The following is a 12,560-nucleotide window of genomic DNA, read 5'->3' on the forward strand; positions in this document are numbered from 1 at the left end:
CAATACACAGCAGGTTAAAAATTTCAGGAGATAATACCATGGCAAAAGTACTTAGTGGTGCGGGCCTTCGCGGTCAAGTCGCAGGGAAAACAGCATTATCAACAGTAGGCGTATCAGGGTCGGGTTTAACGTACCGAGGCTATGATGTAAAAGACTTAGCACAAAACTGTGACTTTGAAGAAGTGGCACACCTTATTTTAAAAGGTCATTTACCAACACAAGGTGAGTTAGACGCATATAAAAACACCTTACGTTCAATGCGAGGCCTACCGGTTGCGTTAAAAGAAGTGTTAGAACGTATCCCTGCTGATGCCCATCCAATGGACGTATTAAGAACAGGTTGTTCAATGCTTGGCAATTTAGAGGGTGAGTCGAGCTTTGATATTCAAGGCCAAGTAACAGATCGCATGTTGGCGTGTTTCCCGAGTATTATTTGTTATTGGTACCGTTTTAGCCATGATGGGGTACGTGTTGAGGTTGAAACTGACGACGACTCAATTGGTGGGCACTTCTTACATATGCTTCATGGTAAAAAGCCCAATGAATTACATGAGCGTGTAATGCATGTATCACTCATTTTATATGCTGAGCATGAGTTTAATGCGTCAACATTTACAGCGCGTGTTTGTGCATCAACGTTATCTGATATGCATTCATGTGTGACTGGGGCAATCGGTTCATTACGTGGTCCATTACATGGCGGTGCCAATGAAGCTGCAATGGAAATGATCGAAGGCTTTACGTCAGCAGATCATGCCGAAGAAGAAATGATGGGCAAATTAGCACGTAAAGAGAAAATTATGGGCTTTGGTCACGCGATTTACTCAGAGTCAGACCCACGCAACGAAATCATTAAGCAATGGTCAGAGAAGCTAGCTGATGAAGTAGGTGATACCGTGCTATACGCCGCCTCTGAGCGCTGTGAAGCCGTGATGTGGCGTGAGAAAAAGTTATTCTGTAACGCTGATTTTTTCCATGCGTCTGCTTACAACTTTATGGGTATTCCAACCAAACTGTTTACCCCTATTTTTGTGATGTCTCGTTTGACCGGCTGGGCTGCACACGTTATGGAACAACGTGCTGACAACCGTATTATTCGCCCTTCTGCAGATTACACAGGCGAAGATTTACGTCCAGTAACTCCGATTGCTGAACGTTAATTTTCACAATTGATACTTATGGCAAAACACGCAGTCATGTGTTTTGCCTCTTAGCTTTAGAACCGTCACCTTATTTTGCCTGTGGATGTAGTTATGAACACAAAATTCCGTAAACTGTTGCCTAATAGCCAGTTAAGCTTTTACGATACGCGCGAAGCCATTGAGTCGCTAAAACCTGGCGCATACGACACGCTGCCTTACACTTCTCGCGTATTGGCTGAAAACCTCGTACGTCGTTGTGAGCCTGAAAAACTGGATGCGAGCTTGACGCAAATTATAGAACGTCGCCGCGATTTAGATTTTCCTTGGTTTCCGGCGCGCGTGGTATGCCACGATATTTTAGGTCAAACAGCCTTGGTTGATTTAGCCGGTTTACGAGATGCAATTGCCGCCAAAGGGGGGGATCCTTCAAAGGTCAATCCAGTTGTCCCTACCCAGCTGATTGTTGATCATTCATTGGCGGTAGAGCATCCCGGTTTTGAAGAAGATGCATTTGAGAAAAACCGTGCAATCGAAGACCGCCGTAATGAAGACCGTTTTCACTTTATTAATTGGACAAAAACGGCATTTAAAAATGTCGATGTGATCCAGCCGGGTAACGGCATCATGCATCAGATCAATTTAGAGAAAATGTCGCCTGTAGTGCATGCGCGTGATGGCGTGGCGTTTCCTGATACGTTGGTTGGCACTGACAGCCATACGCCGCACGTTGATGCACTTGGTGTGATCGCCGTAGGTGTCGGTGGTTTAGAAGCAGAAAGTGTTATGCTGGGACGTGCTTCTTACATGCGTTTACCTGATATTGTGGGCGTTGAGCTCATGGGTAAAGCACAACCGGGGATCACAGCCACAGATATCGTACTGGCGATCACTGAGTTTTTGCGCGCTGAAAAAGTGGTGGGAGCTTATCTTGAATTTTACGGTGAAGGGGCTGCGAGTTTAACCCTTGGCGATCGAGCGACCATTTCTAATATGACACCTGAATATGGTGCAACCGCAGCGATGTTTTATATCGACCAGCAGACTATTGATTACTTAAAAATCACAGGGCGCGATGATGAACAAGTTCAGCTGGTAGAAAATTATGCGAAGCACACTGGTTTGTGGGCTGATAGTTTAGAAAGTGCTGAATATGAGCGGGTTTTAAAATTTGACTTGTCAGCGGTTGGGCGCAATATCGCCGGGCCTTCAAATCCGCATAAACGGGTAGCCACCGCTGATCTTGCTAAAACAGGAATTGCCGGTAAGGTTGAACAAGAAGAGGGTAAAATGCCCGATGGGGCAGTGATCATTGCTGCTATTACAAGCTGTACAAATACCAGTAACCCACGCAATGTTATTGCAGCTGGATTGTTAGCGCGTAATGCCAATGCGAAAGGTTTGGTACGTAAACCTTGGGTTAAGTCATCGTTGGCACCGGGCTCAAAAGCTGTAAAGTTGTATTTAGAAGACTCAGAGTTACTCCCTGAGCTTGAACAGCTTGGTTTTGGTATTGTCGCGTTTGCTTGTACCACATGTAATGGGATGAGTGGCGCACTTGACCCGAAGATTCAACAAGAAGTTATTGATCGAGATTTATATTCAACAGCTGTATTGTCGGGGAATCGTAACTTTGATGGCCGTATTCATCCCTATGCAAAACAAGCATTTTTAGCATCCCCTCCTTTGGTTGTGGCTTATGCCATTGCGGGTACGATCCGCTTTGATATTGAAAAAGATGCACTTGGACATGAGCAAGATGGCACGCCTATCACTTTGAAAGACTTGTGGCCAAGTGATGAAGAGATTGATGCAGTTATAGCGAAAAGTGTAAAGCCAGAGCATTTCCGTCAAGTGTATGAGCCGATGTTTGATTTAACAGTCGATTACGGTGAAGACAATGATCCATTGTATGACTGGCGAAAAATGAGTACTTACATTCGCCGCCCGCCTTATTGGGAAGGTGCCTTAGCTGCTGAGCGCACCATGAAAGGGATGCGTCCTCTTGCTGTATTAGGTGACAATATCACCACGGACCATTTATCTCCTTCAAATGCCATTATGGGAAGCAGTGCTGCGGGTGAATATTTGGCAAAAATGGGCTTACCAGAAGAAGACTTTAACTCATACGCAACACACCGTGGCGACCATTTAACGGCGCAGCGCGCTACGTTTGCGAATCCTAAGCTATTCAATGAAATGGTACGTGATGACAAGGGTGAAATAAAACAAGGTTCATTAGCGCGTATTGAACCGCAAGGGCAGCAAACACGCATGTGGGAAGCGATTGAAACCTACATGGAACGCAAACAGCCTTTAATCATTGTGGCGGGTGCTGATTATGGACAAGGTTCATCACGAGACTGGGCAGCCAAAGGGGTTCGCCTAGCGGGTGTGGAAGTGATTGCCGCTGAAGGGTTTGAGCGTATTCACCGTACCAACTTAATTGGTATGGGTGTATTACCCCTTGAGTTTGCTGCGGGTACAACCCGTAAAACGTTAGCCATTGACGGGACTGAGACATACGATGTTGAGGGAGATACCAGCCCTGGTGCAACGTTAACGCTTATCATACATCGCACAAATGGTGAACGTGTTGAAGTACCGATGCTATGTCGGTTAGATACGGCAGAAGAAGTGTCAATTTATGCAGCTGGTGGTGTATTACAGCGTTTTGCGAAAGATTTCTTAGAAGCAAATACGTAATTTCTTCCATCTGAACGACGGTCTAGGCTTGAAATACGATGATTTTTTCAGGCCTAACTTCTTTTAGTCATGATATGTAATGGGCTTTTATGCAACAAAAGCTCTACCAAGGAATTCTGATGTCTTATAAACCACAAATCAAAATACCCGCAACCTATATGCGTGGTGGGACAAGTAAAGGGGTATTTTTCAATTTAACTGATTTACCTGAAGCAGCCCAACACGCCGGGCCCGACAGAGATCAATTACTGTTGCGTGTGATTGGCAGCCCAGATCCTTATGCCAAACAAACAGACGGTATGGGGGGAGCAACATCCAGTACCAGTAAAACGGTGATTTTATCCAAAAGTAGTCAGCCAGATCATGACGTAGACTATCTGTTTGGTCAGGTTGCGATAGACAAACCTTTTATAGATTGGAGTGGTAACTGCGGTAACTTAACTGCTGCTGTAGGGTCATTCGCTATCAGCAATGGTTTAGTGGATGCACAGCGGATCCCTGAAAATGGCATTGCCATTGTGCGTATTTGGCAAGCAAATATTAAAAAAACCATCATTGCTCATGTGCCGATCACTAATAATGAGGTGCAAGAAACCGGAGACTTTGAACTCGATGGGGTAACCTTTCCTGCTGCAGAAGTAGTGGTGGAGTTTATGGATCCGGCGGCGGGTGACGGGGCGATGTTTCCGTCAGGTAACTTGGTGGACACCTTGGAGGTGCCAAATATTGGCCGCTTTAGTGTGACCATGATAAATGCAGGGATCCCGACTCTGTTCTTTAATGCGCAAGACTTAGGCTATGAAGGAACAGAATTACAAGAGGTCATTAATACGGATGATAAAGCGCTACAACGTTTTGAGGCCATTCGTGCTTATGGCGCTGTTAAAATGGGTTTAATTGACAATATTGAAGAGGCTGTCACTCGACAGCACACGCCAAAGATTGCATTTGTTAGCCCAGCCAAAAGTTATACCTCGTCAAGCGGTAAAGCAATTCACAGTCATGAGATTGACGTGTGTGTCCGTGCATTATCAATGGGTAAATTACATCATGCCATGATGGGGACTGCGGCAGTTGCGATTGCCACAGCGGCGGCGATACCCGGTACTTTGGTAAATAGCGCGGCAGGCGGTGTCCCACGAGATAGTGTGACGTTTGGCCATCCCTCAGGCACTTTAAAAGTAGGTGCCATTGCCAATGAAGTGGATGGTCAATGGCAAGCAAAAAGTGCTGTTATGAGCCGTAGTGCTCGGGTATTGATGGAAGGCAATGTTAGAGTGCCACCAGCCAGTTAATTTATTGTTTAAAATAAGAAAAATAGACTTTTATAAAGGCCCTTTAGGGCTTTTTTTTTCAACAAAAATGCATTGAGAAGTGAGGTAAGGTGTATGGAAGCTGTGATATCGCTGGTATTAACAACGGCATTGTTACTGGGCTCACCGGGCCCAGCACCGTTGGCGTTGGCTGGAGTGGGGGCTAGCTTTGGTTTTAAAGGAGGAATGAGGTTTTTAAGTGGTATTTTAGCTGGCTTGTTGGTCGTAATTTTTGCCGTTGCGACAGGGCTGGGTACGCTATTTACGACTTACCCAATGGCCAAGTCTGTCTGCCAATTTGTTGGGGTCGCTTACTTACTGTATGTGGCGTATAAAATTGCCTCGGCACAAGGGAGTATTGCTGAACGAGAGGGATCAGCACCGAGCTTTAAAGATGGCTTTATCCTAAATTTGATAAACCCCAAAGCCTATGCCGCCTTTTTAGCTATTTTTGCTAATAATTTACTGGTACTGGGGGATCCCTTACTAAGCGCGATAATGACAGGAGTGGTATGTTTTGCCGTCGCAGTAATAGTCGATGGCTTATGGATGGCGATTGGAGGAAGCTTACAGACGATTTTTGCGACACCAGCTCAAGCAAAAAAACTGCGCTTGGTTTGCTCTGCTGCATTGCTTGTCAGTGTTATCGGTGCGGTCACGTTATAATAGCTGCTTACTTAACCTCAGGTTTGGATAAGAGTTTTGGAATAGAAAATGTTTTGAAAACACACTTACGTACAATCCAATGATGATATTTTGCTCAATATCAAGGCGCTTTTATGCAGTAATAGCGAGCTATTACAAATGAAAGCAACGCCGAGAGTGAGAAAAATAGCTTTATTGGGCGAATTCGCTTATCCAGAGCTGAGGTTACTTAGTACATAGCCCGTTCGTTGCTATTGCTTAACTCATTGCTCAGCGCATTGTTTGGCTCGTTGTTTAAGTAATGATTTAGTATTTGCAGTAATGCTTGAGTGTCGATAGGTTTAGCTAAATGCGCGTTCATGCCTATCTCTAAGTAGGTGGTGATATCTGATTCCATCACATTGGCTGTCAATGCAATGATGGGGAGTTGTTTACCAGTGATATGCTGCCTGACTTCTTTTGTGGCTGTGATCCCATCCATAATGGGCATTTGAATATCCATCAAGACTAAATCAAAGTGTTGCGCTCGGATCATATCAACAGCTTGTTGCCCATTACTTGCAACCTGCGGGTTAATATCAAATTGTTCTAGCAATCGTTTACTAACGACTTGGTTGATTGGGTTATCTTCAACGAGCAGAATATTGTTTTTGCTAAACAAGGTTGAGACGGGCGTTTCTTTAGGTTGTTCAGGTGTTACCGGTTGCGCTGTATCGGGCTGTAAATCAGTATATAAAATCGGTAAGTTCAGCGTGTTTACGGTATTGTTAAGGCGCTGTGTATCGCCGTTCGCAATGCGATATACCTGGGTCGCAGGAGATAAGTGCAGACTATCAGTGTGTGGGAGTAAGTTGGCCTGTATAAAAGCGTCTGCTGGCGTGAGTTGCTCAATGAGCGCATGGAACTGTTCAAGGCTATGAGCAACTGTAACGTCATAACACCAATAGCTAAGTTGCTTTTGAAGTGCCTTTCGAACGGCTAATTCAGGATAAAACAGGACGCATACTTTCGTTTCATATACTCGAGAGGGACTGTGATCGGCGTGCGCTAAGGGGACTCGAAATTGAAATACACTGCCTACTGCGGGTTTACTGCGCATGTTAATATGGCCTCCCATAAGCGCTGCGAGTTGCTTTGAAATGGCCAGACCTAGACCTGTTCCTCCGAATTTACGTGAGGTTGACATTTGTGCCTGTGTAAAGCGTGTAAAAAGTTTATTTTGTTGCTCTGGCGTAATGCCAATTCCTGTATCAATGATGCTAAATGTAATAAACGTGTGCTCATGTTCTGACGGTACAACCCTTATATCAAGCTTAATAAACCCAGTCTCGGTAAACTTAATGGCATTATTTAACAAATTAAGGAGTACTTGATTGATACGACCTTCATCACCTTTGAAGTGCTGATAACCTTTATCATTGATGCAAAACAATAGATCTAGGCCTTTATCGTTAGCTGATTTTGATAGTGTGGCTTTTAAATGATTCACAATATCGGATAAATCAAAGTCCCTTAGTTCGATATCCAGCTTGTTCTCTTCTATTTTTGAGTAATCTAATATGTCATTAATGATCCTGAGCAGGTTTTTAGTCGAATAATCGAGCATACGTAAGTGAGATTTTACTTTACTGAACTGTGTTTCTTTTAAGCAAATTTCACTGAGCCCTAAAATCCCATTCATGGGGGTGCGGATCTCGTGCGACATGTTAGACAAAAACTGACTTTTTGCGATTGAAGCTTGTTCGGCTTGCGCTGAGCGGTATCTTAGTAGGTTATTTATTTTTCTAAATACGACACTTAACAGCAGCATGAACAACAGAGCAATAATGATGATGAAATAAATGATAATCAGGTTTTTATCATCAAGAGATTGATTAACGATGCTTTTTTGTATTGTTATCTGCTGAACCAACTCTTGCTGTGTTAGTTTCATAATCGCTTCGTCTACCACATGTTGATTGGTGATTAAAAATATAATGTGCTTTTTGAGTTGTTGTCGCTTACGCTCGTCAGTATATAGTGTGCCAAATAACGTTGGGTTTTTGTACAAGTACTGTTCAATATCGACCTTGTTTTGGTTATCTGGAGAACTATAAAAAGAGAGTAATTTTGAGAACAAGGCACTTTCTTTACTGTTGTTACTGGCTGTCGCATTGCTATCTCGCTGCGCTTGAGCAATTAATTTGCGCGATGTTTTTAAGACACTCACTATCTGTAGATATTGAGAGATGGTGTGGCTAAGCTGTTGCCAATTGCGGTCAATCTGAGCATCAATGTGGGGAGAAAGCATTAACTTATCAACGGTTAATTGCCGAGTTGCCTGTTTGTCAAAGTAGGTTACAGTGTCGTGACTTACCAGCAAAGTTTCAATAATGAGGGCGTTTACCGCAGGCTCTAACTCTGTATACAGCTCACGTTGTGCGTAATTTTTATTTTGTGTCACGATATTGTCAATGGTAGTGATTGAAAAGTAACAAACAAAAAGCAGTATGGTTATTTCTAATAGGTATTCCCGGATCATTTTTGCATAACCTCTGTGCTACTGAACGCATTAAGTAGTGCCACTAAATCTTGTTTAGTTTGCTCTGAAAGCTCAGTACCGAGCTGCATTTTAGCCATGAGTGTTACTGCCTCACCGAGCGTTGCGACTGAACCATTGTGAAAATATGGGGCTGTTAAAGCGACATTACGTAAGCTAGGCACTTTAAAAACATGCTTATCATTTGGGTTATTCGTGACTGTATAGCGGCCTAAGTCGTCTTTCAGTGAGCCTTGAATAAGGTCAATACGGCCCAGTTTTTGATACATATTGCCGCCAATATTTCTCCCTTGATGACAACTAATACAGCCTAGATTTTGAAATGCGCTCCAACCTCGCTGTTGTTGCAAAGTGAGGGCTGTTTTGTCACCTAGAAGATATCGGTCAATGGGTGAGTGAGGGGTAATTAAGCTCGACTGATACAATGTAATCGCTTTGCTGATATTGTTTTTTGTGATGCTACTTTCGTTAAGATCTACAAAGGCTTGCTTGATTGTCGGCTCATTATTGAGCTTATCAATGATTTGCGGCCAATTGCTATTCATCTCATTAGGGTTATGAATTGGCCCTGCAATTTGTTCAAATAAATCAGTGCTTCTTCCGTCCCAAAATTGCCTAAAGTTAAATACGGCATTGAGCACGGTGGGTGAATTACGCTCCCCTAATGCGTTATTAAAGCCAGTCGACAACGCAAATCCGTCATCACCACCATAATTTACAAGGTGACATGATGCACACGCAATGCTGTTATCTGCGGAGAGCAGTTTGCTGTTAAAGAGTGATTTACCTAATTGTACCCAACCTGGCTCGAAGTGAGCCTTCGCTGGTATGGGTTGAATTGGTCCTGCCACCGTAATGAATTCAAAGTGAACCTGCTCAGATAGGCGTGTTTGGTCTGGCTTATTTATACTGATAAATTGCACCCATGCGTACCCCGCAATCATGGTTAAAGCGGTTATAACCAGATAGGCGATGTGTTGAGCATAATTATCTTTCACGTTAAGCAAACCCTTTGCATGTGGCCGTTTGCTATAAAGTGTAGTCACGTTTTTATTTTTAAGAGTAAATAAAGTCGGGGGTTAATTAAATAGTACGATCCCTATTTAATTTAGAGCGTTATGAAAGTGTAAACCTCACCGCTTATTTTTGTTGTTGCCAAATAAAGCCGTTATTGTGCGCGATATATACGTTAGTGAATTTAATGGTCAGTGAGGCACATGACCTCACTTTTTACTGCTTTAGAAGCGAATAATCGTTGAAACAGCTTCTTCATCAGCTGTTTGAATTGAAAGTTTAATTTCTCTATTTTGCCAATCGATGTCTAACATGCCGTAGTTACTACCTGATTTATTTACCAAGTGACGATCGCTGGTGGATAACTGAGAGATGTTTTTGCTGACAACTCCGACTTTGCCGGTAGGAATGTCTGCGCCATTACCTGCGCAGTAGCCCCAGTGTGCTTCATTACCCTTGTTTTGTTCGTCTACTTGGGTATAACACCATGGCTTAGAGCGATCTTGTGTTAAACAACTTTTGTAACTTTTACCCTTGTGTTTAGCTGGAAAGTGGCACTGTTGTGTAAAGCGACCATCTCCTTGGGCATCAGCGTAAACAGGTAAGCGCAATGGGTTTTCTATGTGATATGGCCAGCTTTGGCCAAAGCCTGATGCCGTAATTTCGTAAACAGTTGTCGCTTTACCGTATTTGTCACTGGCTGGAATGTTCTTTTGTAGCAGTTCACCCCAGTGTTGATCGCCTGATAAGAAAACAACCGCTTTGGTATGACCGGCGTTTATTGACTTTTGTACTAGACGGAGTAGTTTTTCACGTTGGGCTGGCATTTCAGCCCAAGATTCATAACTGGTGCCAGACATAGAAGATTCATTCAAATTACTGATTGCTTGTTCAAACTCAACGCCGTCAGCGTAGGCGCAGTATTTATTTGTTGCACGGCCTTGATACAGTGGCGGCAGCACCTGAATACCACTGGCGATAAGTTTAATGTCAGAGGGCTTTGCGAGTTCTTTTTCTAGCCATTGCCATTGCGCCATACCTAAAATAGAACTGCTGGCCCCTTCACATTCGCCATAACTGCTAAAGGTTGGAGATCTAAAATAGCGAGCATCGAGCGTGATAACATGGGTTTGCTCACCAAGTTGCCCCAGCATTTTGGCTTCATATATGCCTTGCTGCGTTGTATGGCGTGGATCATCAGCAGGCACATCAAAATGGCGTAAGTAAGCTTGCTGTGACTGGGCGCGTTTTGGGTAATGCTTCCCATCGTTATTTTGGCCGAAATCATGATCATCCCACGTTGCCATAACAGGAATTTTTGCTTCTAGAAATTTTTGATAGTCGGGGTTGAGTTTTTTATCATCATATTTTTGGCGCATTCTGCTCATATCCGTGGTATCGGCGTAAATATTATCCCCCAGCCACAAGAATAGATCGGGCTTATGACCAATTAAACGTGACAAAGCATCGGGCATATCACCTTGCGTTTTAAAGCAAGAGCCAAGTGCGACACGATCTAAACGTTTACTTTGTTGTGGTTGAGTATGTGAGAGTAGCTCAGAAGGAGGAATTGGGTCGCACTCTTCCCAGCTATTCCCATCAATATAGCACCAAGGTGTTGTGTGATTGCGTGAAGAGCAACCATAAAACTGTTCACCCATATAGGATGATGGGGCCATACAAGTTTTACCTGATATTGTTTTGAATTTTGGTATGGTTTCTACTCGAACATTTCCCCAGCTAGACTCTTCAACAGGGCTTTTTAAGTAGCACCATTGGCTACCTGCATTATTTTTATTGGTGGTGCCTTGGTAGTCAGCACCTAGGTAATTAAAGCTTGATTTACATTCATTGTAATGTACTTCCGGTGCAGCCATAACCACTGTTGGTAATATGCTTAATAGTAAATAACGTGTTATTTTCATTGTAACCCCTAGATATAAAACACATTATCATAATATTATTTTGTGAATTACATCTTGCAAAACTGTTTCAATATTAATACATGAGAAGAAAAGGAATGAGTATTTACGTCACTTTCAATTTCTTTGTTTGTTGCCATTAATAAAATTAACTTTAACTTTTAAGACGCTGCTTTTACTCATTTTTTGGCATTAATATGTGCAAAATATAATAAGTAACTTTAATTGACTTATTGTTTTTTGCCTGATAATTTAATTTTAGAAAAACGAATGAGTGCCAATTGAAAAGGAAATTATTATGAAGTATCTATCAAGCGTATTTGTGGCCGCGTGTGTATCAAATAGCGCGTTAGCTGGCGTGATTTATGACCAAGACTCGCAAAGTAACCGCGTGAGTACCTATACTCATGGGCCTGTCAGTAAAGTGGAAGTGGTTACCTCAAACTCTCGCTATTTTCAGGGGTTTTATGAGACCCAAGGAGTGGGCGCTGAATGTTCTCATGTTGCTATATTTGATGACGTGGCAGGGTACAAAATAGGTGATTTAAACATCAGCGACGTTGCGTTTTATGGTGAGGTACCAGAAGGTAATATACATAATGCGAAATCTTTGCGTTTAACTTGCCAAGTGGATGGTGTTGATTATGTTGTTCACCATAAGGTACCAGGTGCGCCTAAAGTGACGCTGGAGTCAAATGTTGTCGCGAGCCAGTGGCAACCTATATTTGGTCGTACGCCAGGTCATTACAAAGATGTGCAATATAGCGCAAGTGTATTTATTGATAATCAAGCAGATGATGGCAAGTGTTATGTTGCTGATCAGGTTGGGAAAATGCCAAAGGCTTTGCCACTTCATCCTGAAGTGGTGCAGTTCAACACCAATCATTTTACAATGGACGGCGCTGCTTATTACGATGCGTATAGACCTTTTTTGGTTAAAATGATCTTCTGTAGTAATGCGGGAGGCACCACTATATTGGGTGATGAATGGACTTTTAGTCAGTCACAGGAAGGGAAAATAAGTCACGAGATTTGGTTTAATTACCGATAAAAGTGCTTTCTAGGGTTAATTTAGTTCTGATCAGAACGTAATTGTAGTGGCATAGTTAATTTGGCCACCCATTAAGAAAGAAATGTTATGCTATTGAGCATACAAATTTGGGTGAAAAAATGACGAAGTTAAAACGCGCAACCTATTCTGCGGCAATCAAATTAGAAACAGCTCAGCTTGTAGTAGACCAAGGTTACACGCAAGAAGAAGCAGCTAAAGCAATGGGTGTTG

8 protein-coding genes are annotated in these 12,560 nt (G+C 42.9%); 5 read left to right on the plus strand and 3 right to left on the minus strand.

The window, feature by feature from the left end; translation table 11 throughout:
• The first annotated feature begins 38 nt into the window (after positions 1 to 38).
• The 4 genes from prpC (at position 39) to BGP78_RS18645 (ending at position 5,824) form a co-directional block, all read left to right on the plus strand.
• Positions 39 to 1,160 carry a 2-methylcitrate synthase gene (gene prpC / locus BGP78_RS18630; protein WP_010366059.1) on the plus strand — a complete coding sequence of 374 codons (1,122 nt, stop codon included), beginning with the start codon at positions 39 to 41 and terminating at the stop codon, positions 1,158 to 1,160.
• Between the two features lie 93 nt (positions 1,161 to 1,253).
• Positions 1,254 to 3,845 (plus strand): Fe/S-dependent 2-methylisocitrate dehydratase AcnD, encoded by a 2,592-nt coding sequence (acnD, locus tag BGP78_RS18635; protein ID WP_119862796.1) that lies wholly within the window; start codon positions 1,254 to 1,256, stop codon positions 3,843 to 3,845.
• A gap of 119 nt (positions 3,846 to 3,964) precedes the next feature.
• Positions 3,965 to 5,140: a 2-methylaconitate cis-trans isomerase PrpF gene (gene prpF, locus BGP78_RS18640; protein ID WP_182912332.1), complete on the plus strand. Its 1,176-nt coding sequence runs from the start codon at positions 3,965 to 3,967 to the stop codon at positions 5,138 to 5,140.
• A gap of 93 nt (positions 5,141 to 5,233) precedes the next feature.
• Positions 5,234 to 5,824, plus strand: a complete 591-nt coding sequence (locus BGP78_RS18645) for a LysE family translocator (protein WP_119862797.1) — start codon at positions 5,234 to 5,236, stop codon at positions 5,822 to 5,824.
• 208 nt (positions 5,825 to 6,032) lie between these two features.
• On the opposite strand, the gene BGP78_RS18650 is transcribed toward BGP78_RS18645, so the two are convergent.
• From BGP78_RS18650 to BGP78_RS18660, 3 genes are all read right to left on the minus strand, one after another.
• Positions 6,033 to 8,324: an ATP-binding protein gene (locus BGP78_RS18650; RefSeq protein ID WP_119862798.1), complete on the minus strand. Its 2,292-nt coding sequence runs from the start codon at positions 8,322 to 8,324 to the stop codon at positions 6,033 to 6,035.
• The gene (locus tag BGP78_RS18655) at positions 8,321 to 9,340 is read right to left on the minus strand and encodes a cytochrome-c peroxidase (protein WP_119862799.1); all 1,020 of its coding nucleotides are present in this window, start codon (positions 9,338 to 9,340) and stop codon (positions 8,321 to 8,323) included. The genes BGP78_RS18650 and BGP78_RS18655 overlap by 4 nt, the downstream gene beginning before the upstream one ends.
• A 240-nt stretch (positions 9,341 to 9,580) precedes the next feature.
• Complete coding sequence (locus BGP78_RS18660; RefSeq protein ID WP_119862800.1) at positions 9,581 to 11,281, minus strand: alkaline phosphatase D family protein; 1,701 nt, start codon at positions 11,279 to 11,281, stop codon at positions 9,581 to 9,583.
• A 295-nt stretch (positions 11,282 to 11,576) separates the two neighbouring features.
• On the opposite strand from BGP78_RS18660, the gene BGP78_RS18665 reads away from it, so the two are divergent.
• Positions 11,577 to 12,329, plus strand: coding sequence for a hypothetical protein (locus BGP78_RS18665; RefSeq protein WP_119862801.1), 753 nt, complete (start codon positions 11,577 to 11,579; stop codon positions 12,327 to 12,329).
• Positions 12,330 to 12,560 lie beyond the last annotated feature (231 nt).

The sequence above is a fragment of the Pseudoalteromonas sp. MSK9-3 genome (genome assembly GCF_003590335.1).
Lineage (GTDB): Bacteria > Pseudomonadota > Gammaproteobacteria > Enterobacterales > Alteromonadaceae > Pseudoalteromonas.

What these genes read in the sequence shown, in the direction of transcription:
- prpC (WP_010366059.1), top strand. Translation starts at nt 39, where the DNA reads ATGGCAAAAGTACTTAGTGGTGCGGGCCTTCGCGGTCAAGTCGCAGGG.
- acnD (WP_119862796.1), top strand. Translation starts at nt 1,254, where the DNA reads ATGAACACAAAATTCCGTAAACTGTTGCCTAATAGCCAGTTAAGCTTT.
- prpF (WP_182912332.1), top strand. Translation starts at nt 3,965, where the DNA reads ATGTCTTATAAACCACAAATCAAAATACCCGCAACCTATATGCGTGGT.
- BGP78_RS18645 (WP_119862797.1), top strand. Translation starts at nt 5,234, where the DNA reads ATGGAAGCTGTGATATCGCTGGTATTAACAACGGCATTGTTACTGGGC.
- BGP78_RS18650 (WP_119862798.1), bottom strand. Translation starts at nt 8,324, where the DNA reads ATGATCCGGGAATACCTATTAGAAATAACCATACTGCTTTTTGTTTGT.
- BGP78_RS18660 (WP_119862800.1), bottom strand. Translation starts at nt 11,281, where the DNA reads ATGAAAATAACACGTTATTTACTATTAAGCATATTACCAACAGTGGTT.
- BGP78_RS18665 (WP_119862801.1), top strand. Translation starts at nt 11,577, where the DNA reads ATGAAGTATCTATCAAGCGTATTTGTGGCCGCGTGTGTATCAAATAGC.